This is a genomic window from Gehongia tenuis, assembly GCF_014384795.1.
Classification (GTDB): Bacteria; Bacillota; Clostridia; order Christensenellales; family NSJ-53; genus Gehongia; species Gehongia tenuis.
This window is the reverse complement of sequence record NZ_JACRSR010000003.1, coordinates 80,108-103,566: the sequence shown is the minus strand read 5'-3', so window position 1 is coordinate 103,566 and position 23,459 is coordinate 80,108. Positions and strand designations below refer to the sequence as shown.

The 23,459-nt window shown below is 53.4% G+C and carries 22 protein-coding genes and 1 riboswitch; of the genes, 6 read left to right on the top strand and 16 right to left on the bottom strand.

What is annotated here, in order from left to right; translation table 11 throughout:
* Window positions 1-92: 92 nt before the first annotated feature.
* The 3 genes from rfbB to secA form a co-directional block, all read right to left on the bottom strand.
* Window positions 93-1,157, bottom strand: a complete 1,065-nt coding sequence (gene rfbB / locus H8696_RS08360) for a dTDP-glucose 4,6-dehydratase (RefSeq protein WP_249316567.1) — start codon at window positions 1,155-1,157, stop codon at window positions 93-95.
* A gap of 301 nt (window positions 1,158-1,458) precedes the next feature.
* Window positions 1,459-2,557, bottom strand: a protein-coding gene (gene prfB / locus H8696_RS08355; protein WP_249316566.1) for a peptide chain release factor 2 whose coding sequence is annotated in 2 segments (ribosomal slippage) — window positions 1,459-2,481 and window positions 2,483-2,557 — 1,098 coding nt in all. Because the reading frame shifts where the segments join, the coding sequence is not laid out codon by codon here.
* Window positions 2,558-2,592: 35 nt separating this feature from the next.
* The gene (gene secA, locus H8696_RS08350) at window positions 2,593-5,340 is read right to left on the bottom strand and encodes a preprotein translocase subunit SecA (protein ID WP_249316565.1); all 2,748 of its coding nucleotides are present in this window, start codon (window positions 5,338-5,340) and stop codon (window positions 2,593-2,595) included.
* Between the two features lie 154 nt (window positions 5,341-5,494).
* Between secA and nagB the strand changes: the two genes are divergently transcribed.
* The gene (nagB, locus tag H8696_RS08345) at window positions 5,495-6,217 is read left to right on the top strand and encodes a glucosamine-6-phosphate deaminase (RefSeq protein WP_249316561.1); all 723 of its coding nucleotides are present in this window, start codon (window positions 5,495-5,497) and stop codon (window positions 6,215-6,217) included.
* A 44-nt stretch (window positions 6,218-6,261) separates the two neighbouring features.
* On the opposite strand, the gene hpf is transcribed toward nagB, so the two are convergent.
* The 9 genes from hpf to H8696_RS08300 all read right to left on the bottom strand — a co-directional run bounded on the left by hpf (window position 6,262) and on the right by H8696_RS08300 (window position 13,936).
* Window positions 6,262-6,804: a ribosome hibernation-promoting factor, HPF/YfiA family gene (gene hpf / locus H8696_RS08340; protein WP_249316559.1), complete on the bottom strand. Its 543-nt coding sequence runs from the start codon at window positions 6,802-6,804 to the stop codon at window positions 6,262-6,264.
* Between the two features lie 81 nt (window positions 6,805-6,885).
* A complete protein-coding gene (locus H8696_RS08335) occupies window positions 6,886-7,305 on the bottom strand; it encodes a DUF3021 domain-containing protein (protein WP_249316554.1) in 420 nt (139 codons plus the stop codon).
* An 11-nt stretch (window positions 7,306-7,316) separates the two neighbouring features.
* Window positions 7,317-7,754 (bottom strand): LytTR family DNA-binding domain-containing protein, encoded by a 438-nt coding sequence (locus H8696_RS08330; protein ID WP_249316552.1) that lies wholly within the window; start codon window positions 7,752-7,754, stop codon window positions 7,317-7,319.
* A 131-nt stretch (window positions 7,755-7,885) separates the two neighbouring features.
* Window positions 7,886-8,365: a hypothetical protein gene (locus tag H8696_RS08325; protein ID WP_249316550.1), complete on the bottom strand. Its 480-nt coding sequence runs from the start codon at window positions 8,363-8,365 to the stop codon at window positions 7,886-7,888.
* Between the two features lie 158 nt (window positions 8,366-8,523).
* A complete protein-coding gene (locus tag H8696_RS08320; RefSeq protein ID WP_249316548.1) occupies window positions 8,524-8,802 on the bottom strand; it encodes a zinc-ribbon domain containing protein in 279 nt (92 codons plus the stop codon).
* 394 nt (window positions 8,803-9,196) lie between these two features.
* Window positions 9,197-9,844, bottom strand: coding sequence for a ComF family protein (locus H8696_RS08315; RefSeq protein WP_249316546.1), 648 nt, complete (start codon window positions 9,842-9,844; stop codon window positions 9,197-9,199).
* An 11-nt stretch (window positions 9,845-9,855) separates the two neighbouring features.
* Complete coding sequence (gene recD2, locus H8696_RS08310; RefSeq protein ID WP_249316544.1) at window positions 9,856-12,021, bottom strand: SF1B family DNA helicase RecD2; 2,166 nt, start codon at window positions 12,019-12,021, stop codon at window positions 9,856-9,858.
* Window positions 12,021-13,196, bottom strand: a complete 1,176-nt coding sequence (gene metK / locus H8696_RS08305; protein ID WP_249316542.1) for a methionine adenosyltransferase — start codon at window positions 13,194-13,196, stop codon at window positions 12,021-12,023. The genes recD2 and metK overlap by 1 nt, the downstream gene beginning before the upstream one ends.
* Window positions 13,197-13,257: 61 nt before the next feature.
* A riboswitch (SAM riboswitch) is annotated at window positions 13,258-13,365 on the bottom strand.
* Window positions 13,366-13,471: 106 nt separating this feature from the next.
* A complete protein-coding gene (locus H8696_RS08300) occupies window positions 13,472-13,936 on the bottom strand; it encodes a COG2426 family protein (RefSeq protein ID WP_249316538.1) in 465 nt (154 codons plus the stop codon).
* Window positions 13,937-14,101: 165 nt separating this feature from the next.
* On the opposite strand from H8696_RS08300, the gene H8696_RS08295 reads away from it, so the two are divergent.
* From H8696_RS08295 to H8696_RS08275, 5 genes are all read left to right on the top strand, one after another.
* Window positions 14,102-14,329, top strand: coding sequence for a hypothetical protein (locus tag H8696_RS08295; RefSeq protein ID WP_249316533.1), 228 nt, complete (start codon window positions 14,102-14,104; stop codon window positions 14,327-14,329).
* A 117-nt stretch (window positions 14,330-14,446) separates the two neighbouring features.
* Window positions 14,447-15,796 carry an ABC transporter substrate-binding protein gene (locus H8696_RS08290; RefSeq protein WP_249316531.1) on the top strand — a complete coding sequence of 450 codons (1,350 nt, stop codon included), beginning with the start codon at window positions 14,447-14,449 and terminating at the stop codon, window positions 15,794-15,796.
* 153 nt (window positions 15,797-15,949) lie between these two features.
* Window positions 15,950-16,690, top strand: coding sequence for a tRNA 2-thiocytidine biosynthesis TtcA family protein (locus tag H8696_RS08285; protein ID WP_249316529.1), 741 nt, complete (start codon window positions 15,950-15,952; stop codon window positions 16,688-16,690).
* Window positions 16,687-17,223 (top strand): NUDIX hydrolase, encoded by a 537-nt coding sequence (locus tag H8696_RS08280; protein ID WP_249316527.1) that lies wholly within the window; start codon window positions 16,687-16,689, stop codon window positions 17,221-17,223. Before H8696_RS08285 ends, H8696_RS08280 begins: the two co-directional genes overlap by 4 nt.
* 302 nt (window positions 17,224-17,525) lie before the next feature.
* On the top strand, window positions 17,526-19,355 hold the full coding sequence (locus H8696_RS08275) for an ABC transporter substrate-binding protein (protein ID WP_249316525.1): 1,830 nt from the start codon (window positions 17,526-17,528) through the stop codon (window positions 19,353-19,355).
* Between the two features lie 109 nt (window positions 19,356-19,464).
* Here H8696_RS08275 and H8696_RS08270 read toward each other — a convergent pair whose 3' ends face one another.
* From H8696_RS08270 to H8696_RS08255, 4 genes are all read right to left on the bottom strand, one after another.
* Window positions 19,465-20,043, bottom strand: coding sequence for a cytidylate kinase-like family protein (locus H8696_RS08270; RefSeq protein WP_249316518.1), 579 nt, complete (start codon window positions 20,041-20,043; stop codon window positions 19,465-19,467).
* Window positions 20,044-20,150: 107 nt separating this feature from the next.
* Complete coding sequence (locus H8696_RS08265) at window positions 20,151-21,170, bottom strand: LCP family protein (protein WP_249316516.1); 1,020 nt, start codon at window positions 21,168-21,170, stop codon at window positions 20,151-20,153.
* Window positions 21,171-21,335: 165 nt separating this feature from the next.
* On the bottom strand, window positions 21,336-22,379 hold the full coding sequence (gene mreB, locus H8696_RS08260; RefSeq protein WP_249316514.1) for a rod shape-determining protein: 1,044 nt from the start codon (window positions 22,377-22,379) through the stop codon (window positions 21,336-21,338).
* Between the two features lie 94 nt (window positions 22,380-22,473).
* Window positions 22,474-23,436, bottom strand: a complete 963-nt coding sequence (locus H8696_RS08255) for a D-2-hydroxyacid dehydrogenase (RefSeq protein ID WP_249316512.1) — start codon at window positions 23,434-23,436, stop codon at window positions 22,474-22,476.
* Window positions 23,437-23,459: the final 23 nt, after the last annotated feature.

The window sequence follows — 23,459 nt, the reverse complement described above, 5'->3', positions numbered from 1 at the left end:
TTTGCCATATGGAACCAAAAAGCCGCCGGAATCCCTGTTCCAGCGGCTTTCCACTCCATTTGCAAAGGAACTCTTCACGAAAGATTTACAAACTATTTCAGGCGGGATCCATAAACCTTTTTAAAGTAACTTTGATATTCACCGGAAGTCACGCCTTCCAGCCACTCCCAGTTCTTGAGGTACCATTCTATAGTATGAATCAAGCCCTCTTCAAAGGGAACTTCAGCCTTCCATTCCAGTTCGTTATAGATCTTTGTCGCATCAATGCCGTAACGGCGGTCGTGACCTTTACGATCCTCCACAAAGGTGATGAGGCTTTCATCAATTTTTTCATCCACATGATCGTGGAGATAATTCACGATACGCTTAACCACTTCAATATTGGTATACTTGTTGTCCCCGCCAATATTGTAAACCTGGCCCAAGCGTCCTTCCTCCACCACCCGCTCAATGGCACGGCAGTGATCCCCCACATACAGCCAATCCCGCACATTTTGGCCATCGCCATAGACGGGCAGAGGCTTTTTGTGGCGCGCATTGTAGATAATCAGCGGGATAAGCTTCTCCGGAAACTGATAAGGTCCATAATTGTTGGCGCTCCGCGTGATCACCATGGGGAAGCGATAGGTGTGCCAGAAGGCCTTCAGCAGCATCTCCGCCGCGGCTTTGGTTGCGGAATAGGGGCTTCTCGGTGCCATGCGGCTCTCCTCGCTGAAATCTCCCTCCGGCCCCAGGGAACCGTACACCTCGTCACTGGAAATCTGGACATATTTCTTGCCCACCATATAGGTACCGTCCGCTTTGGTCCACTTGGCGCGAAGAGCGTCAACCAATACACTGGTTCCCAGCACATTCGTCTTGATGAAAATTTCTGGATCCAAGATGCTTCGATCCACGTGGGCTTCCGCAGCAAAATTGATCACATAATCAATATCGATCTGTTCAAGGATGGAATCCAACAGCGCCCGATCCCCAATATCCCCTTGAATGAAGGTGTACCGGGGGTCCTTTTCCACGGGTTTCAGGTTCTCAAGATTCCCTGCATAGGTAAGCTTATCCAAATTCACCACATGAACATCCGTCTTGGTACTCAAAAGATATTGAATGTAATTGGAACCAATAAACCCTGCACCGCCGGTTACCAAATAGTTCTTCATGAAATCCGACTTCCTCCTTGAGCTAACCATGTCCCTCTTGAGATCTATGATGCGTTGTTGATGGGGCTTTATGTGATGCCCTCTTCGCTATTATACGGGCAAGCCGCCGGACCGTCAAACGATTTTGAACGTCTGGGGATTCCAAAACTTAACAATATCGCTTGCACTTTCATCATCATTCGTGTTTTATAATTCACAATTGTAATAAATTGTCGAATCATAGTCCCATATTTAATAAAGCCGCCTCCCAAAGATTGATCTTTGGGAGGCAGCTAATAATTACTTCTATTGCCGCATGCAATTACAGCTTGATCAGATAAGCCTGAATGAATTCATCCAATTCCCCATCCATCACCGCATTTACGTTGGAGTTTTCCTGCCCGGTGCGGTGATCCTTGACCATGGTGTAGGGCTGAAAAACATAGGAGCGAATCTGACTGCCCCATTCGATTTTTTTCATTTCACCCTTGATGGACAGCATCTTCTCCTCGTTCTCCCGAGCCTTGACCTCCGCCAGTTTACTGCGCAGCATGCGCATGGCCGTTTCCTTGTTTTGCAGCTGGGAGCGTTCATTCTGACATTGGACCACGATGCCGGTGGGCAAGTGAGTAATCCGGATGGCGGACGAAGTCTTGTTGATATGCTGTCCGCCTGCGCCGGAAGATCGGTAGGTGTCGATGCGAAGATCATCGGACTTGATCTCAATGGTATCGTCATTGACGATCTCCGGCATCACATCCAGGGAAGCAAAGGAGGTATGCCGTCTGGCTGACGCGTCAAAGGGCGAAATTCGAACCAGTCGGTGCACACCCTTTTCCGCCTTCAGATAACCATAGGCATTCAGGCCCTCCACCAGGAAGGTGACCGCCTTGATGCCAGCCTCGTCCCCCTCCAAAAAGTCCAGCACTTTCACCCCATAGCCTTTTTTCTCACACCAGCGCGTGTACATGCGGTAGAGCATGGAAGTCCAATCCTGGGCTTCGGTTCCGCCGGCGCCGGCGTGGAGGGACAAGATTGCATTCAGCTCATCGTACTCCCCCGTAAGAAGAGTCTCCAAATAGGCCTTTTCAGCCAGGTCCACCAACTCATTCAGTTCCGCTGCGACCTCGTCCACGAGGGTGGGATCCTCGCTCTCGTCTCCCATCTCAATCAAGGTCTCAATATCCTCCGCACGGCGATTCATATCGGCCATGCGGTTTTGCTTGTCCTCAATACCTTTGAGCCGCTGATTGATGCGCCCCGCCTTCTCCGCGTCATCCCAAAAACCTGGCTGAGCCATCTCAATTTCTAACTGCTTGCGCTCGTTATCCATCTTGGCGGGGTCAAAGGGACTCACCTACCTTTTGAATGGTTTCAAGCACCGCCGTCAATTGCTGACGGTAGGGGTCCAGCTGTATCATACGTTCACTTCCTTTATCTTAATATCCCACTAAAATCAGCCTTCATCCAAAGGCTGCTCATGACCAGGGCGGCCATGACAATTCTTGTACTTTTTGCCGCTGCCGCAGGGACAGGGTTCGTTACGGCCCACCTTGGGACCCACCACCACCGGTTTTTTCCCTTCCGGAGCGGGGCGGTTGGCCTGGGCCGCCAGGCTCTGGGCAGCGAAGCCTTCCCGCGTCGGGGTCGCAACCCGTTTTCTCTCCATGGGCTTCTGGGAAGTCAGATGACAGATGGTGGTCACCGTATCCAGACGGATGTTGGCGATCATCTCCTCGAACATGTCGAAGCCTTCCATCTTATACTCAATCACCGGGTCGCGCTGGCCATAGGCTCTAAGTCCGATACCCTGACGCATCTGGTCCATGGCGTCGATATGGTCCATCCACTTTTGATCCACAATCTTGAGCAGGACCACCCGCTCCACTTCCCGCATATCGAGATTCTTGCCGGTAATCTCCTCTTCCTTGGCCGCATAGCAGGCCTTGGCCGCCGCCATGCAGCGCTCAGTGACCTCCGCCTTGGAAAGGCGGCCCGCTTCCTCCACGGTGAAAGTGAAAGCACCGGGCACCGGGAAAATCCGCTCCATGACCTGGGCTAGCCCCTTGATATCCCATTCGGTGTAATCGTCCACCCGGCCCATGTAATGCTCGACCTGTTCCTTCACCACGGTCTCCAGCATATCCATGATGTTGCCATGGACATCCCCGCCCTCCAGCACCGTGCGACGCTGGCCGTAGATGACCTCACGCTGGGTGTTCATCACATCGTCGTACTGAAGCACATTTTTACGAATGTTGTAGTTTCGTCCCTCCACCTTACGCTGGGCCGATTCAATCTGCTTGGTGAGCATCTTGAGATCAATGGGTTCGTCATCGTTCATCCCCAGCTTGGTGACCAGGCCTTCAATGCGTTCCGAACCGAACAGACGCAAAAGATCGTCATCCAAGGACAGATAGAAGCGGCTGGAGCCGGGGTCGCCCTGACGGCCGGACCGGCCGCGAAGCTGATTATCGATTCGTCGGGATTCATGGCGCTCAGTGCCAATGATATGCAGGCCGCCGGCCGACACCACCTTTTCGTGCTCCACATCGGTCTCAGCCTTGAAGTGGTCATAAAGGCGCTGGTACTCCCTGCGGGCCGCCAGAATCTCCTCGTCCTCCGTATCCTCGTGGGAGGTGGCGTTTTCAACCATGTCATCGCTGAAGCCCTGCTGATGCATGTTCAGCCGGGCTAAGAACTCGGGATTTCCGCCCAGGAGGATATCGGTGCCACGGCCCGCCATGTTGGTGGCAATAGTCACCGCACCGTAATGGCCCGCCTGGGCCACGATGGTGGCCTCCTTGTCGTGATGCTTGGCGTTCAGAACCTGATGATGGATGCCCTTGCGTTTCAGCATCCGGGAGAGTTCCTCGCTCTTTTCCACCGAGATGGTACCCACCAGCACCGGCTGACCGCTTTCATGGCGTTCCTCGATCTCCCGCACCACGGCCTCAAATTTGCCCTTCTGACTGCGATAGACCACATCGTTGAAATCCTTGCGGATCATGGGTTTATTGGTGGGAATGGTCACCACGTCCAAACCGTAGATATCCCGGAATTCCTCCTCCTCCGTTTTGGCCGTACCGGTCATGCCGGAGAGTTTTTTGTACATTCTAAAATAATTCTGGAAGGTGATGGTGGCCAGCGTCTTGCTCTCGCGCTCCACCTTCACGTGCTCCTTGGCTTCAATGGCCTGATGGAGGCCATCGCTGTATCGGCGGCCATACATGAGCCGGCCGGTGAAATCATCCACGATGATGACCTCGCCGTCCTTGACCACGTAGTCCACGTCAAGCTTCATGGTCACATTGGCTTTTAGCGCCTGGTTGATGTGATGGTTGAGCTCGGTATTCTCCGCATCGGCCAGGTTATCCACCTTGAAGTGCTGTTCCGCTTTAGCGACGCCCTTTTCGGTTAGGGTCACCGCCTTATCCTTTTCATCATAGAGATAATCCTCGTCCAGCTTGAGATATTTGACGAAGCGGTCCGCCGCACCGTACATCTCGGTGGATTTGTCCCCCTGTCCGGAGATGATAAGGGGCGTCCTCGCTTCATCAATCAAAATGGAGTCCACCTCATCGACGATGGCAAAGCTGAGAGGCCGCTGCACCATCTCCTTTTTGAAGATAACCATGTTATCCCGGAGATAATCGAACCCAAATTCGTTGTTGGTTCCGTAGGTGATATCGCAGGCATAGGCCGCCCGCCGCTGTTCGGAGGACAGATCGTGGATAATCACACCCACCGAGAGCCCGAGAAACCGATGAATCTTACCCATCCACTGGGCGTCACGGCTGGCCAGGTAATCGTTGACGGTGACGATATGCACGCCCTCGCCCTTCAGTGCGTTGAGGTATGCGGGCAGGGTCGCCACCAGCGTCTTGCCTTCACCGGTTCGCATCTCGGCAATACGGCCCTGATGCAGTACGATGCCGCCGATAAGCTGCACATCGAAGTGCCGCATTCCCACGCTGCGCCAGGCCGCCTCCCGCACCACCGCGAAAGCCTCCGGCAAAAGATCGTCCAGGGTTTCTCCCTGGTTCAGTCTATCCTTAAACTCCGACGTTTTCGCCCGAAGTTCCTCATCGCTCAGCGCCTTGATGGAGGGCTCGAAAGCGTTGATCTGGTCCACCGTCTTTTGCAGCTGTTTGATCTGGCTTTCATTGCTATCTCCAAGTACCTTCTTTAAAAAATCCAGCATGTTACACCGCCTAAATCGTTAAAAATGTTTACACTTAACCGTCCTTTATTGTACCACCATCGGGGTGCCCATGGCAACGAAACAAGGTGTTTTTATTTCTTGGTAGACAAACGGTCAAAATGCGTTATAATAGAGCTGAAGGGAGGATACAAATTTGTATACTTGGGTTTATGATTCGGTGGATCAGGTCAATGAGGTGGCCTCCATGCTCCTTCTCAGCCAGCTGGTGGAGCGGCCAAAGAGCGTGCTGGGTCTTGCCACGGGCAACTCCCCCCTCGGCGTATATCAGCGCCTGATTGAAAATTATCGAAAAGGACTTGTGGACATGTCCCGGGCTTCATCCTTCAATCTCGATGAATACTGTGGTCTCGCGCCGGAACATCCGGGCAGTTACCATTACTACATGGAAAAGCATCTGTTTGAACAAGTGAACTTCCGACCTGAAAATATCCATATCCCCAGCGGTGTCGGAGAGTGTGAGGCAAATGCCCGAGACTATGAGCTTGAGCTCAAAAAATGCGGCGGCATTGATCTTCAGCTGCTGGGCCTTGGTCAGAACGGCCATATCGGCTTCAACGAACCGGGCAGCGCCTTCATCTTCCATACCCACAAGGTCGCTCTCACCGAGAGCACCATTGAGGCGAACCGCCCTCTCTTTGAAAATCCCGGCGATATCCCCCGCCATGCCATCACCATGGGAGTGGGCAATATCCTGGAGGCCCGGAAGATTCTTCTCATCGCCACCGGCGAATCCAAAGCACAGGCGGTTTCCGCGATGATCCACGGCGATATCACCCCCCGTCTTCCCGCATCCATTCTCCATACCCATGCCAATGTCACAGTTCTGCTGGACCGGGCCGCAGCCAGTGCGCTTTAATAAAATGAGGCTGGAGCAAAAGCTCCAGCCTCATTTTTTGAATCTCATGCGGGTTCGATGAGCCCCAGGTTTCCGTCCTTGCGTTTGTAAACCACGTTCACCTTGCCCGTATCCCCATTGCAGAACACATAGAAGGTATGGCCCAGCAAATCCATCTGAAGTGCCGCTTCCTCCACGGTCATGGGCTTCATGTCAAACTGTTTGACCCGGACCACCTTGCCCAGTTCATCGCCCGGTTCATCTGCAGTGAAGGCATCGTCCGCTTCCAGCGGTACGCCCTTGATGAAACTCCCGCTCTTGACCCGCTTTTCCAGCCGGGTGCGGTGTTTGCGGATCTGACGGACGAGCACATCCACCACCTTATCGATGGCGGTGAACATATCACTTCCCGATTCCTCCCCGCGGAGGATCACGCCGTCAAAGGGAATGGTGACCTCGATGATTTGCCGGTTCTTTTCCTCCGAAAGCGTTACCTTCATGGGCGTATCCTCCGCGAAGAAACGCTCAAGCTTGCCCAGCTTCCTTTCCAGCCTCGCTTTCAGTTTGTCCGAAACTTCCATGTTCTTGCCAATGATGGTCATCTTCATGAGATCCACTCCTTCCAAGAGCTATTCTAGATTGGCTCTTTGTCCCAAATATTCTACGCTGAACCAGCCAAATCCTTCATTTTATTTTTGCCCCACCCTGGCATTAAAATCCCGGATTGTCCGCTTATAATGAAAGAACCACCCTGTCCACAGGATGCCATAGATCGCAACAAACCCACCAAAACAGATGGCCGCCGGCACCAGTCCTGCCGGGATCCAGCCCGCCCACATGGAGAGGGTGGGGTAGACCGCCGCTATCACCAGCATATGAAGCACGGTCTGCTTTAAATAGCTCCACCTTTTCACATTCCAGATCACCGACGCCGCTCCAAACACAATGCCCATGATCCCGCCCGCCGCGTAGCTTTTGCTCATGATCTCAAAATCATAGGTGCTGAGCCCTTCCCTCCATCCAATGATGACCGCGATCGTCATGCTGATAGCAATTCCTACCGCCAGGCCCATGGCGCCTCTTTTTAAGGCTTCCTTCCCATAACTCATTCTCATTCACCTCACAGCCTGAAATACTTTTTGATGGCAGGCACATAGCGCCGGGATACATATTCCACCGCACCATTTTTGAACCTCAGCTCCATGGTTCCGTTGAAATGCATGGCAAAGTTTTGAATATGGCTGACATTGGCCAGTGCCGATTGGGAGATGCGTATAAATCCCTCGGGCGCCAGTCTTTCTTCCAGCTCATACATCCTGCCCTTCACCTCGTACTCCCCCGCCAGGGTATGGGCAAGAATCCGATTTCCCTGGGTGGTGACCGCATAGACCTTGGTCAGATTCAGCGGATAGTACCGTTTGTTTCGCATCCCGGAAAGCGCGCTTCCCCCGCTCTCCATCCTGCGGATGAGGTCGCTCACCTCCCGGCTCATGGCCGGCGCCGTAATGTCCACCTTTACCTCGGGAACGCTTCCATCGATATGAACTTCCAATCTCATGTTCTTTCTCCCCTCTCCTGCCCATCCCCAGCATAGCGCAGGCATATCTCAAGACCAAGTTTTTTCAGGCAATCGGTGGTTTTGATCCCTCAAACGGTAAAAAAAGAGCGGATGTCCTCATCCGCTCAATATCATTCGCCCAGATAGGTAAGCTTTGGCTGCTTGCCCGCTTCCAAATGGAACACTGGATCCGCATTCCGGGACAACTTCAGGGAATTCCCGGTAAAATTACCGAAGTCCAGCGTGTACCCGCATTTCTTTCCATAACCGTACACATAACAGACCACCTCGCCGTTTTTGACGAACACCGCTTGGTTCATCCCCTCATTCACCGTTTCATGCAGCCCATTCCACTGTATGCCCAGCGTGGCCAGCATGGCGTCCTCGGAAGCATAGGGCGCGAAGGTATACACTTCATCCCATTCAAAGGTGGTCAATGCCGAAAGACGCACATCCCCTGTTTCACAGTTTTGGATCGCCTCCTTCAGCTGTTTGGCGTTGGCTTCCTGAACAGTGGGCGGTTTCAAAGCCACCAATGCCCAAAAGACCAGACCCGCCACCAGGACAAACGTCACAGCCATAGTGATCCGTTTTTTTCGGGTGACCTTCATTGCCAAGCCCTCCTCCATGATCTTCCCAAAACATTATATCGCGCCTTGGCCCCGACTGCAACGCTGGACAAAATAAAAAAGAAGCTTTGGAAAACCAAAGCTTCTTTGACCAATCGGTATCCTACGGGTTTATGGCTAAACCATAAATTTTGCGGGAATTACCTGTGCGACTGGAAGCACTCGCTGCAGTAAATTGGCCGGTCGTTCTTGGGAACAAAGGGGATCTTGCAAGGAGCGCCACAAGCCGCGCAAACAGCGTCATGCATCTCGCGCTGGCCACCCTCGGCACGCCGAGCGTTCTTGCGAGAGTCGCGGCAAGCTTTGCAGCGAGCGGGCTCGTTCATGAATCCCTTTTCAGCATAGAATTCCTGCTCACCAGCGGTGAAAACGAACTCCGCGCCACAGTCCTTACAAATTAACGTCTTGTCTTCGTACATGGATAAAATCCCTCCGCAAAAAAATATGGTTTTTGGTCTTTCGTCTCAGCTGACCTGGTCTTTGCCCCCACACCCGCCGGCAGGAAGGTTCGCTACTAAGCATTTCGCTCCCCACTACTGCTTCTCTCAGGCACAAAAAAACGAATCTCGCGAAGGTCGATTCCAAGAGGGTCCAGCATTGCCAAAAACCTTTTGGAATGTTCCCTTTGCGTGGATTCGCTCGCACCTGGCCGGTCTTACATCTAAACCGCACCATGCTCATTTGGATTTTCCAAACTTACGTGGATCGTTTCGCCTGCGACTGGCATCGATTTTCAACCACAGACCTAAGACGATTGACTACCTGTAGTATATGCTCCTTTGTGGAAAAAAGCAAGTCTTCCAGGCAAAGTTTTTATTCCTTCTCCTTTTTTTCTTCGGAAGTCCTGGCTGCAGTCACCCAAATCACTTCGTCGGCGCCCGCTTTCAGGATCTCCTCCCCACATGCTTTAAGAGTACTGCCTGTCGTTACGACATCATCCACTAGCATCACCGTCATTCCATCAAAAGAAATTTCATCCTTGACTTTGAAGGCGCCGCGAACATTGGCCTCTCTTTCCAGATGATTCAGTTTGGTCTGCGTTTTGGTCTTCCGCAGACGAACCAGTCCATCCACCACTGGAATACTGAGCTCCCTTCCCAAACCTTCCGCAAGCTTCAATGCCTGATTGAACCCTCTTTGGCGGAGCCTTGAAGAATGCAGCGGCACGGGCACAATCACATCCGCTTTTCCATCCAGCTCCCGCACACGATCCGCCATATAGCCGGCCAAAATATCCGCGATCCAAAGTTTCTCGCCATATTTAAAGTCGCGGATCAGTTTGGCCGCTGCATCTTCATAGTGAAATGCGGCCATCGAATCGTCATCAAGTCTGGGCAGGCTTTCCTCGCAAGCCATACAAAGCCCGTGCTTTCCAAGCTCCAGGGTATGGCGGCCGCAAAGGGCGCAGTTGTCCCGGGTTGTAAAGAGTTCGCGAATGAAATTCATCAGCCAGTCCTTCATTACGTTCCACCTCAATCCAATGCCCGGATAAGCCGCTCCGCCAATGCACTGTTGCGCTGCTGAACCTCCGCGTTATCCACCATTCGATAGATATCCCGCTCTTTGCCCACCAATACCACCAGCCGTTTAGCCCGGGTGATGGCCGTGTAAAGAAGGTTTCGGGTATACAGTCTGGGCGGGCCCGCCAAGACGGGCATGACCACTGCTGCGAACTCACTGCCCTGGCTCTTATGAACGGATACCGCATAGGCCAGTTCCAGCTCGTCAGCGTTTTCATAGCCATATTCAGCTTCCCGTCCATCGTCGAAGCGAACCACCAGACTGCGCTCCCGTTCGTCGTCCTCTTCCACAAAACCCATGTCCCCGTTGAAGATGCCGAGCCCTTCCTCGAAATCCCGGGTCCAGCGCAGCTGATAGTTGTTTTTGATCTGCATTACCTTGTCACCGGCACGGTAAACAAAGGGCCTCTCCCCGGCGGCAGCAGGATTCAGCGCCTTTTGCAGCAGCAAATTGAGATGGGTGACCCCCGCCTCACCTTTGCGCATGGGCGCCAGCACCTGAATCTCCTCCGGACCGCAGCCAAGATATTTGGGCAGCCTTCGCTTCACCAGATCCACCACCGTTTTGGCAGCGCTGACTCCATCCGGCGCGCCCACCAAAAAGAAGTCGCTGTCCCGCCGGTTCAGGATGGGCATCTCACCGCCGTTGATGCGGTGAGCGTTGACGACAATGAGGCTCTCATCCGCCTGACGGTAGATCTCCGTCAGCCGCACCACCGGCACCGCGCCGGAGGCGATCACATCCCGGAGGAAGTTTCCGGGGCCCACCGGAGGAAGCTGATCGGCATCCCCCACCAGCACCAGCCTGCAGCCAGCGGGCAGCGCCCGAAGCAGCGCCTCGGTGAGCAGAATATCCATCATGGATACCTCGTCCACAATGAGCACATCCATCTCCAAAGGATTGCTTTCATTGCGTATGAACCCCATCTCTCCCTGACCATATTCCAACAGCCGGTGAAGGGTTTGGGCCTCGATACCGGTGGCTTCGCTCATCCGCTTAGCCGCCCGGCCCGTGGGCGCCGCCAAAGCCACCTCATAGTCGGAAAACGCGCCAATAAGCGCACGAATCAACGTGGTTTTTCCCGTGCCCGGCCCGCCGGTCACTACAACCACCGGATTTTCTAAAGCCATCTCAAGGGCTCTATGCTGGCCCTCGCCCAGCGTGATATCCAGTTCCTCCTCCACCTTCGCGCCATCCAAGTCCAGCTTGGGCGAGGCCTCCATGAGCTCCGCCAAGAGATTGGCGGTCCGGTTCTCGGCGTTCCAAAGATCGATGCTGTACACCCGCTCTTCCTCAGCGGTCTTTTCCACCACCGCCTTCCGGGACAGGGTCAAGGACTGCAGTGCTGCCTCAACGCTCTCAATCGGCGCTTCCAAAAGATTGGAAGCGCTTTCTAAAATAAACCTTTTCTCCAGATAACAGTGGCCCATGCCAAAGGCCGATTCGTCCAAAATATAGGCCAGCCCCGCCATCAGCCGGAAGGGCGCATTTTTTTCAATCCCCATCTCCCGGGCAATCTTATCGGCGCTTTTAAAACCAATGCCCGCCACATCCTCCATCAGACAATAGGGGTTTTGGCGGATCTTGGCGATGGCATTGGCGCCATAAAGCTTATAAATCTTCATAGCAAAATTGGCGGATATGCCATAACCCGTCAAAAAGACCATGACCTCTTGAGTCCCTCTGGCCTCCATGAAGGACTCAGCAATGCCCTCCGCCTTTTTTTCACCGATTCCCGGTATCTCCGCCAGGCGGAGGGGATTGTAGCGCAGAATATTCAGCGTCTCGTCCCCAAAATGGTTGACAATCCGTGAGGCTGTGGCTTCTCCGATGCCTTTGATCAGACCAGAGGCAAGGTAGCGCTTCACACCGCGAAGATCGGTGGGCAGCATGGTCTCCAAGCGTTCCGCACGAAACTGCTGGCCATATTCCCGGTGCTGCACGAAGCGTCCGAAAAGCTTCACCCGTTCTCCCGGCGATACGGGCGGCAGAACGCCCACAGCGCTGACCAGTTCGTCCTCCTCATCCAGAGCGATCTCCAGCACTGTGAACCCAGTTTCCTCATTATAATAAACTACATTTTCAAGTGTGCCCGTTAATACTTCTTCCGATGGCATCAGCGCACCCTTTCCAAAAGTTCTTCCGTGCGGTCCGTATGCTCCCAGGGCAGATCAATATCCGTCCGTCCGAAATGACCGTAAGCGGCGGTGGATCTGTAGATGGGCCGGCGAAGATTCAGCTCCCGGATGATGGCGGCAGGTCTGAAGTCAAAGGTCGCCTCCACGGCCCGGCTCAGCTTCTGCTCATCCACCTTGCCCGTACCAAAGGTATCCACTCGGACACTCACCGGATTGGCCTTGCCGATAGCATAGGCCACCTCAATTTCACAGCGGTCAGCCAAACCCGCCGCCACCACATTTTTGGCTGCATAGCGGGCATAATAGGCCGCCGAGCGATCCACCTTGGTGGGATCCTTACCCGAAAAACAGCCGCCGCCATGGCGGCCAAATCCGCCGTAGGTATCCACAATAATCTTACGGCCCGTGAGCCCGCTGTCTCCCTGAGGACCGCCCACCACGAACCGTCCGGTGGGATTGACCAGATAACGGGTGTCCTGCAGGAATTCCGCCGGAATCACCGGCTCAATCACATGCTGAATCATATCCCGCTGAATGGTGCCAAGAGGCACGTTGGGATCATGCTGGGTTGATACCACCACCGTATCCACCCGCACAGGCGTGTTGTCGTCGTACTCCACACAAACAAGCGCCTTGCCGTCCGGCCGGAGATAGGGCAGTGTCCCGTTCTTTCGGACCTCTGCAAGCTTCCGGCAAAGTTCATGGGCGAGCTGAATGGGCAGGGGCATCAAAGCCTCCGTCTCGTTGCATGCATATCCAAACATCATGCCCTGGTCTCCCGCGCCGGTGGCCGCAGCCTCCTCTTCGGCGCCGTCCTTGGCCTCCAACGCTTTATCCACCCCCATGGCAATATCCGGCGACTGCTTGTCCAATGTCACCATCACCCCGCAGGTCTGGCCGTCAAAACCATACTTTGCCCGGTCATAGCCGATGTCCACAATGGTTTTGCGCACGATGGAGGGAATATCCACCGCGGCCCGGCTGGTGATCTCACCCATTACCATGACCAGGCCCGTGGTGGCCGCCGTCTCACAGGCCACCCTGCTTTCCGGATCCTGCTCCAGCATGGCGTCCAGGATACTGTCGGAAATCTGATCGCATATCTTATCCGGATGTCCCTCCGTCACCGACTCCGAACTGAAAAATCTTTTCAATTTGCTCCACCCCTTTGTACCATAATCAAAAAACCGCTTCCTTGCGGAAGCGGTTCAACAAATCTTATCTGTCAAGACGCTGCCGTCTTGTAGGATTTAGCACCGTGCGCCCCATGCGCCGGTTGCCGGGTTTCATCGGGCCTATTCCCTCCACCGCTCTCAATAAGGTTCCCTATTAAATTGTACTATCTGTACCATACCATGGGCTCCATAGCTTGTCAACGGTTTTGCGAAAAATGACTTTTCGTCATTTATTTTGCATGCCCCACTTTCATTTAGAAGATGGCCACACCCGCAGCGGATAGAATCAGCATAATGATGCCCGCCGTAATATCACCAGCCAGAATGGGCCAAATAGCTTTTTTGAAGGGCAGCTCTAAAACGGTGGCAATCATGCTTCCCGTCCAAACTCCAGTTCCAGGAAGAGGTATTGCAACAAATACAAAAAGCGCCCACGAAATTCCCTTACTTTCGCGCACCTTTTTAGCTCCCTTTTCCCCCTTGTTTTCAAGCCATGTTGCAAAACGATGCATAAATTTGAGCTTTTTCAACCACGCCAATACCGGTTTAAAAAGCCACAAAATAAAAGGTACAGGTACCATGGAACCCAGCAGTGCCAAGATGAAGGTGATATCCAAGGGCAGGCCGTAGATTGCGCCGTAGGGAATCGCCCCACGGAGCTCAACGATGGGGAGCATGGACACGCCAAACACAATAAGATACGGTACGATATTTCCCATTTCACACTTCCTTTATATTGTAGATTCCACCCTTTCAAACTCCTCCCATTATAGAGGAATGTTCTTACAGGTGTCAACAACGCAGTTTCTACTCTCCTTCCGGGATTGACTTTTACCCAAATTAGCCTATGATAATATTAATAGGTATAAAAAGGAGAGTATGCCATGAGAAACCGACATGTTTTAAAAAGAATAGGCAGTTTATTGGCCCTCGTGACCGTCTTGATATACACCCTCAGTTTTACCATTCTGGCCGGTTCTCCAACGCCCACTCCCGAAAGATTTGACCCAGGCAAGCTGGGCGGCACCTCTCCCCTTTGGATCATCGGCGCGGTGGTATTGATCGGCGCCGCTCTATTCCTGGACTTCAGAATTCAACGGAAAAGGCCCTAGAAAATATAAATACAGTTGATTTTTTACTATTTTTATGTTCCAAGTTTTCTTCAAGATAAAAGTGAGAATTCTAATCCCGCCCACGAACTTCAACCCCATCTCTGGTACCGGCAGGACATGGCCATCTACTCGGCTGATACTTGGGATGTCTGCGACGACATCGTGGCTGTGGACGATTCTACCGTTAATTTCATCAAAAAGGAAGGCATTGGTAAGAACCTGATCGAGCGCGAACTCATGAAGGTTGCTCTGCTGCCTGAGCACATCTGGGCGCCCATGATGGAAACCATGGAGGAAGCCGAGATCCGTCAGTTCGAAAACTTCGATCCCGTCGGTTCCGGCCCCTACAAGGTTTACTACTATGACGACACCCGCGTTGTGTTCATCCGTGACGACAACTTCTGGGGCCAGGCCGAATCCATGTGGGGCAAGCTGCCTGAACCCAAGTACATCGCCCACGTGATCTTCAAGGATAACAGCGCCAACACCACCGCCATGCAGGCCGGTGAGATCGACTACAACGAGAACTTCATTCCCCAGATTTGGAAGCTGTGGGAGAACGGCGAGCCCTACCATGCTTACCTGAACGATCTGCCTTACTACGAACCCGGTATGCTGGTATCGCTGTACTTCAACCTGACCACCCCTGGTCTTGACAACCCCGACATCCGCCGTGCCATCGGCTACGCTATCAACTATCCCCAGATCATCGAGCTTGCAATGAGCGGCTACTCCCCCGATGTGGTGCCCTCCCTCCTCATGCCCGATGAGATGGAGAAGTACCTGATCGAGGACGACGAGTTGAAATCCCTCCGCTGGACCTATGATCCCGACAAGGCCAATGAGATCCTCGATGGTCTCGGCGCTGAGAAGGGTTCGGATGGCATCCGCGTGCTGCCCGACGGCACCCGCCTCGGCTTCTGGGGTCTTGAGTGCCCGAAGGGTTGGAGCGACTGGACTTCTTCTCTCGAAATCGTGGCTCAGAGCCTCAAGGCCGTGGGTATCGACGCCGGTTCCGAGCTGCCCGAGCAGTCTGTGTGGCTGAACCACTCCCAGACCGGTGAGTTCGACATGATCATGCAGCGGCCCGCGGCTTACTTGGATCCCTCGCAGCCCTATGCGCGCTGCAAGTTCATCATGGACGGCTCCAATACCCCTGCCTTGGGTGAGCAGTCCTTTGAGAACTACAACCGCTACAACAACGAGGAAGCTACCAAGCTGGTGCAGCAGATCGCCATCACCGAGGACGAAGAAGAGCTGAAGAAGCTGTACACCGCCCTTGACAAGATCTACCTCACCGATATTCCGGTGCTTACCCTCATGTACCGCCCGCTGACCTTCTACTCCGTGTATGAAGGCGTGTGGACCGGATTTGCCCAGGAGGGCGACGGAACTGGCATTCCTGGTCTTGCCTGCTTCCCGTACACCTCCTACAAGATGCTCTACGAGCTGAAGCCTGCTGAATAGGGTGTAGATCCCCTTTCCGAGTGGCCCCGCTCGTTGGTTACCGGCGGGGCCAACTTCTTTCTAAGACAAAGCGGCGGAATTTTCCGCCGCTTTTTCATTGCGTAAAATAGCGTACACCGTTTATACTGAAAGAAAGACAAAGGGGGAACAACCGTGAAAAAAGTGCTGGGCTGTCTGCGCCGAGCTGACGATGATTTTGATATGATCGCTCCAGGCGACGCTATCCTCCTTGGCATCTCCGGAGGCAAGGATAGTCTGTGCCTCTTGGAGGCCATGGCCCGCTACCGCAAGTTCTCCAAAAAGGCCTTTACGCTTCATGCGGTCACCCTCTCCATGGGTTATGAGCCCTTTGATGTAACGGGCATTCGTGAGATGTGCCAGCGTTTGGAGGTCCCTTTCCATTACCGGCCCACCCAAATCGGGCCCATCATTTTCGAGGAACGAAGGGAAAAGAGTCCCTGCTCCCTGTGCGCCAAGATGCGCCGGGGGATACTTCATGATACCGCCAAGGAATTGGGCTGCAACAAGGTTGCATTGGGCCACCATCGGGATGATGCAATTGAGACATTGCTGCTTAGTCTGCTCTATGAAGGGCGGCTCCATACCTTCCAGCCCGTCACCTATCTTTCCCGGAAAGAAATTACCGTGATCAGGCCCTTGATCTATGCAGCGGAGAAACACATCCTGGGCGTAAGCCGAAAGCTTAATTTTCCAGTGGTTAAAAACCCCTGTCCCGTGGACGGTGCAACCCGGCGTCAGGATATGAAAGAACTGATTCGGCATATGGAAAAATTGGTACCCGATGCTCCAGAGAAGATGCTTGCGGCTCTCCAGAATATGGACCAATATGGACTTTGGGACAAAAGTTACCGTCTTCAGGAGGATCGGATTTGAAACTGCTCGCTTTTATAGCCGACGGATCAGAGGAAACCGTTCAGGTATTCACCCCCTCCGAGCTCCCCGTTCACTGGATCTCCCCCTTCCATCCACGTTTGACGGCAAGAGCGGTGCTGCTGAAAGACCGTGAAGTCGCCTTGATGCACATGGACAAACTGGGTATTTACACGCTGCCCGGCGGAGGCCTGATGGAACGCGAGACCCCCTGTTCTGCTCTTCACCGCGAGGTTCTGGAGGAAACCGGCTATCCCTGCACCATCCTTAAGGAGCTTGGCCGCATTGACGAACAGCGCCGCCGCTACCATTCGGCTCAACGCTCCTATGGCTTTTTGGCTGAAGTCAACGGAGCCGCCTCCAAACCTCAAATGACCCTCCAGGAGCAAAAATCAAATACACATCTGGAGTGGCATAGTCCTGCTGAAGCCCTTTATCTATTGAAGTATGGCCATCAGGCTAAGAATCCCTATTGGGCAAGTTTCATCGAAACTCGTGAACGCATTTTTCTGCAGCACGCACTGGAACTGCTGTAACAATAGAAGCTGTTCATCTATTCTGTCGCTTTTATCGTTCTTCACCTATAATTGAAACAGAATTGTATTATCTTTTTTTCTTTTTCATCTTGTAAATGGAATGTAAATCCGTTATAATGGGCTCAACGTAGTGAAACGTTTTTACTTTTCTTCCAGCGCTTATCTTGTAATTCCCTAAAGCACAAACGATCGACGGAACTCCATATACAATGGATTTGACCACGTTGCCCGTGGAGGGCTGCGTCTTGAAGCTATAGCTTTTTGCTATGCTATAAAAAACCCATTTAAAAGGAGGATCGATTATGAAAGGGAACCTCAAACGAATCCTATGTCTGGCTCTGGTCCTGGCTCTGGTGGGCTTGCTTCTGGCCGGATGCGGCGGAGGCACGGACAATGAGAGCACGCCGGCGCCCAGTGCTGCTGGGGATGCGGCGGACAAAACGCCGGAACCATCCGGCGAGGATGCCTCTGCTGACGTTGCTAATTTGCCCCGTGAAGAAACCATGTACCTTGGCGGTCAGATCCATGCGCCGCCCACCAACTTCAACCCGCTGTCCGGCACCGGCGCCTATCCCTGCAGCGGCAACTCCGTGTTCCTTACCTACGAGGCGCTTTTCATGTACAACATGGATACCGAAGGTTTGGAGCCGCTGTTGGGCACAAGCTACGAGTGGATCGATGACGATACCCTCCAGGTGAAGCTCAATCCCGACGCCCATTGGTCCGATGGGGAACCCTTTACCGCTGACGATGTGGTATTCTCCTATGGCATGGGCAAAGATTATTCCCTGTATTGTTCCGATACCTGGGATGTTTGCAAGGAAATCGTCGCTGTGGATGACCACACCGTAAACTTTGTGCGGCTTGAAGGCATCGGCAAAAATCTGATTCACCGCCAGATCATGAACGTTCTCATTCTGCCCGAGCACATCTGGCAGCCCATGACCGAGACCATGGAGGAAGCCGAGATCCGTCAGTGGGAGAACTGGGACCCCGTCGGAACCGGTGCTTACAAGGTCTATTATCATGACGACACCCGCGTGGTCCTCATTCGGGACGACAACTACTGGGGCCAGGCCGATTCCATGTTTGGCAAGCTGCCCGCCCCCAAATATCTGGCTCATATCGTCTTTAAAGACAACGCCGCCAACACCGTAGCTTTCCAGGCCGGTGAGATCGACTACAACGAGAACTTCATTCCTCAGATGTGGAAGCTGTGGGAGAACGGCGAACCCTACCACGCTTATCTGGATGAACTCCCCTATTTCACTCCCGGCACCATCCCCATGCTGTTCATCAACATGGAGAAACCCGGTCTGAACAATGCTGATGTGCGCCGTGCCATCGCACATGCCATCAACTACCCCCAGATCATTGAGCTCGCCATGAGCGGCTACTCTCCCGACGTGGTGGCTTCCCTTCTTCTTCCCGCCGAGCAGGAGAAGTACCTGAACGTGGATGAAGAATTGGAATCCCTCCGCTGGACCTATGATCCCGACAAGGCCAACGAGATTCTCGACGGTATCGGTGCTGAAAAGGGTTCGGATGGCATCCGCGTGCTGCCCGACGGCACCCGCCTTGGTTTCTGGGGTCTTGAGTGCCCGAAGTCCTTCTCCGATTGGACCGCCTCTTTGGAGATCGTGGCCCAGAGCCTCAAAGCTGTGGGTATCGATGCCGGTTCCGAGCTGCCTGAGCAGTCCGTGTGGCTGAGCGATTCCCAGAATGGTGAGTTTGATATCATCATGCAGCGTCCTGGTTCCTACATGGATCCTTCCCAGCCGTGGGCCCGCTGCAAGTTTATCATGGATGGCTCCAAGACGCCTCCGGTTGGCGATCAGGCTTTCGAAAACTTTAACCGATACAAGAGCGATGAGGCGACCGAGCTGGTGAATCAGATCGCTCAAACCGAGGATCTGGAAGAGCTGAAAAAACTGTACACCGCTCTTGACAAGGTCTATTTGAAGGATATTCCCGTGATTCCTCTCATGTACCGTCCGCTCAGATTCTACTGTGTATATGAAGGCGTTTGGAAGAACTTCCCTGTCGCTGGTGACGGCACCAATATTCCCGGCATGGCCTGCTTCCCGTGGGCCAGCTTGAGAGTTCTTTATACGGTGGAACCCGCTAAGTAAGGCTTTCTCAGTCCCCTTTCCGAGTGATGGCCCCGTTGAATATTTCCAGCGGGGCCTATCTTTTTGGCATGAAAAAAGGGCCGTGGCTTTAGCCACAGCCCTTCCGTTGTTATTTTATCTTTGCCTCTCGAAGCTTAATACAGGCCTCAATAAGATCCACGGCGCCTTCCACGCCCAGCCAACCGCTGTCCACGGCCAGTTGATAGTTGCGAACATCACCCCATTGGGAATCCGCATAGTAGTTGTGGTACTTCATACGCTGCTTGTCATGCTGTGAGACCACTGAGGCCGCCTTATCCTGGGGAACACCATATTCCTTGATGGCGCGGTCGATTCGATCCTGAAGCGGCGCATGAATAAAAACTGCACAGCGGCTATCCATCTTCCGCAGCACATAATCCGCACAGCGGCCCACGATGATGCAGGGACCTTCCTTGGCGATCTTCTTGATGGTATCAAACTGAGCCAAATAAAGCCGTTCATTGAGCTGCGTATAGGAATGGAACAGGCCTGTTTCCACCTTTTCGTCATTCTGTTCAAAAAGCTCCTTGGCCATTCCGCTTTCTCTGGCCGCCATATTAATGAGTTCCTTGTCATAGACCGGGATTCCCAGCCTCTCTCCCAGCATCATGCCAATCTTACGGCCGCCACTGCCATACTGCCTGCTTATTGTGATTACTGACTTCACATTCACTACCTCCTTTTTTGCGAGGTTCTATATCTATTATATCGCATTTGTCCAAAATTACCAGATCAAAAATAAAAAGCGCGTTTCCGCGCTTTCAAAATTCAGTTTTATTCAAAGAATATTTCGTGGATCATTTCATCCGCCTCATCTTCGCTGATCACGTAGTAGCTGCCGCCGTTGATGTTTTGAGGCACGCCAGGCAGAGTATACATCTGAATATCCGTTACGTCCATCTCATTGAGAGAGTTGGCCATGGTGAGCATTTCATCAGCGGACAGGTTTGTCTTGATATACTTGCTCACCTGAGGATAAACATTGGTGAACAAATTTACGATGCCAGTACTTTTTGCTTTTTTGGCAAAGGCCAGGAAAAAATCCTGCTGACGCTGGGTCCGACCGAGATCGCCGCCGTCGCCCACGCCATAGCGGGCACGACAGAATTCCTCACAGGCATCCCCTTCCAGATGAACGGTGGATCCCTTAGAATAGCCCAATGCCGGCATATTATCCCGCACGTACACGTCCACTCCGCCCACGGAATCGGCGATGGGACCGATGCCATCCATATCGATCTGTACATAATGGCTGACGGGCACATTGCCCAGCACGCCGCTCACGGTGTTCATGGCATTCTTAAAGCCGTACTCATCCTTGTTGCTCTCCACCTTGCCATAGGCGAAGGCGGCATTGATCTTGAAGGTGGATTTTTTCACCGGCTCACCTTTGGCGTTGAGATAATCCATTTCCACCCGGGTATCCCGAGGAAGGGTGATTGCCCGGATGGTCTTCTTCTCAAAATTGAAAGAGAAGAGGATCATGGCATCCGTGTTCATGCCTCCATCGGACTTTCCTTCTCTCCGAGCATCATCAGCATCTACGCCCAAAAAAAGGATGTTGACCACGCCTCGGTCGTATTTCTTGGTAACAACCTGGCCCTGATCATTGGTGGCCGTGACCGTCAAATTGGCATGTGCATCCTGGATGCTGTCGTCCTTACCAAAGACCGACAGAGGGTCCTTCATGATCTCCTTTGCCATGGAATAGGTATAGTAGCACAGACCACCTGCGCACAAAATCAGTGCGCCAAGCACGCCCGCTAAAATCCGAATGATCCGGGTCCGATTCATCCAAGCACCACCTACAGTTTCATTACCTACTTACTATAAAGCCATGTCCAAATGCTGTCAACGAAGTATATTTCAAATCCATGACAAAAGGCGCCCTTTTCTATAACATTCCGCTAAAAAAGCCCCGATCTTAAAAGATCAGAGCTTTTAAAATGGTTTCCCTCTTTACATTCCCCGTTTGTAGTCAAAAACGGCTGTTTCCGCATAAACGCTGATCTCCTCCAGCGCCTTACCCGTGCCGATAGCCACACAGGAATCGGGATCCTCCGCCACATAACAGGGCACCTTGGTGTGCTCCTGAATGAGCCGGTGCAGGCCATAAAGCAAAGCCCCGCCGCCAGTCATGATGATACCCGAATCGGAGATATCCGCCGCCAGCTCCGGCGGAGTCTTTTCAAGAACCAGATGGACCGCTTCCAAAAGCTGCTGTACAGGCTCCTCCAACGCTTCAATCATTTCATCAGAGCCCACGCGGACAGTCTTTGGCAGACCCGAAATGAGATTTCTGCCGGTGACCTCCATGAATACCTGCTCCTTGCGGGGGAAAGCGGAACCAATATTGATTTTAAGGTCTTCCGCCGTACGCTCACCCACAAGCAGGTTATATTTTCTGCGCATAAAACGCGTGATGGCTTCATCAAACTTATCGCCAGCCACCTTGATGGAGTGGCTGACTACAGCGCCCCCCAAAGAGATGACCGCGATATCAGTGGTTCCGCCGCCCACGTCCACCACCATGGTGCCCCGGGGCTTGCCGATATCGATACCGGCGCCAATGGCCGCGGCAATGGGTTCCTCGATCAAATAGCAATGGCGGGCGCCCGCCTCGCAGGTCGCCTCCACCACACTGCGCTTTTCCACTTCCGTGACACCGCTGGGTACGCATACGACCACCCGGGGTCTCCGGAAAAGATTCTTGCCCACCACCTTTTGCAGGAAGTAGCGAAGCATCCGTTCCGTCACATCGTAATCGGAAATCACGCCGTCCCGCAAAGGACGAATGGCCACAATATTGCCCGGCGTCCGTCCCAGCATGAGCCTGGCCTCATCACCCACCGACAGAAGCTTCCCGCTCTTTTTATCAATGGCCACCACCGACGGCTCCCTTAGAACGATGCCCCGATCCTTGATATAGACCAGCACGCTGGCCGTTCCCAAATCGATCCCCACATCGTGAGGTGAAAAACTCTTAAAAAAATTCTGAAACATGATTCGCCTTCCTTACTGCAAATCTCCCATAATGGTATAAGTGACATAATTGTACTCATTCAGTATAACAAAAGCCATTCCAATAAGCAAGCCCTCAATAGCCTTTGGTATAATCCACCCTGTAATAGAGTTCTTCGCCCGCAAGGTAGCGGGAGAGCAGGTCCAGGAAGAGCTTGGCCCTCCTGGCGGGAACCTTGGGGGAAAAGCCCGATACGTGCGGCGTGATCATCACATTGTCCAGCGACCAAAGAGGGCTCACTTCCGGCAAGGGCTCGGGATCGGTCACATCAAGCCCCGCGCCGCCCAGCTGTCCCGATTGAAGGGCTGCCGCCAGAGCCGCCGTGTCCACGATATCCCCCCGTCCAATATTGATCAAAATACTGTCCCGCTTCATGGCCGCAAGAAGTCCAGCATCGAACATGCCCCGCGTCTCTTCGGTGCTGGGCAGAGCAATCACCGTGAAATCCGCCTTGCCCAGGACCGCAGGCAGTTCCGCCATTCCGTACACATCGTCAAAATACTGGGACGGCCGGGCGCTCCTCCGTATACCCAGGATGCGGCAGTCAAATCCCGAAAGCCGCTTTGCGATCTCTCCGCCCAGGTCTCCCGCGCCCACCACCAGTACCGTGGCGCCGCTGATCTCCCGATAGCTGTCCTCCGGCAGCCGCTTCCACTGCCTGTCACGCTGATTGGCCTCATAGATCGGAAATGCGCGGCAAAGAGCAATCATCATGCCCACCACGTGTTCAGCAATGGTGGTGCCAAAGACGCCGGCAGTCCGTGTGACCACCACATCTTCCGAGGGCAGAAGGGCGGGATCGGCGTACTTGTCCACACCTGCCGACTGGATGTGCAGCCATCTCAGCTGTCTGGCCCGGGCCAGACGCTCTGCGTCAGGGTGTCCTGTGATCACCTCCGCCTCCTCCAGCATCTCGTCAGTAAGTTCATCCTGGCGCACCACCATGACCTCATAGCCGGAGGCCATATTGCGGACTTGGTTTACATATTCATCCGGCATACGATAGACCTGGTTGTATAGTATAATAATCTTTTTCAATGATTTCACCCCTTATCTGAGCT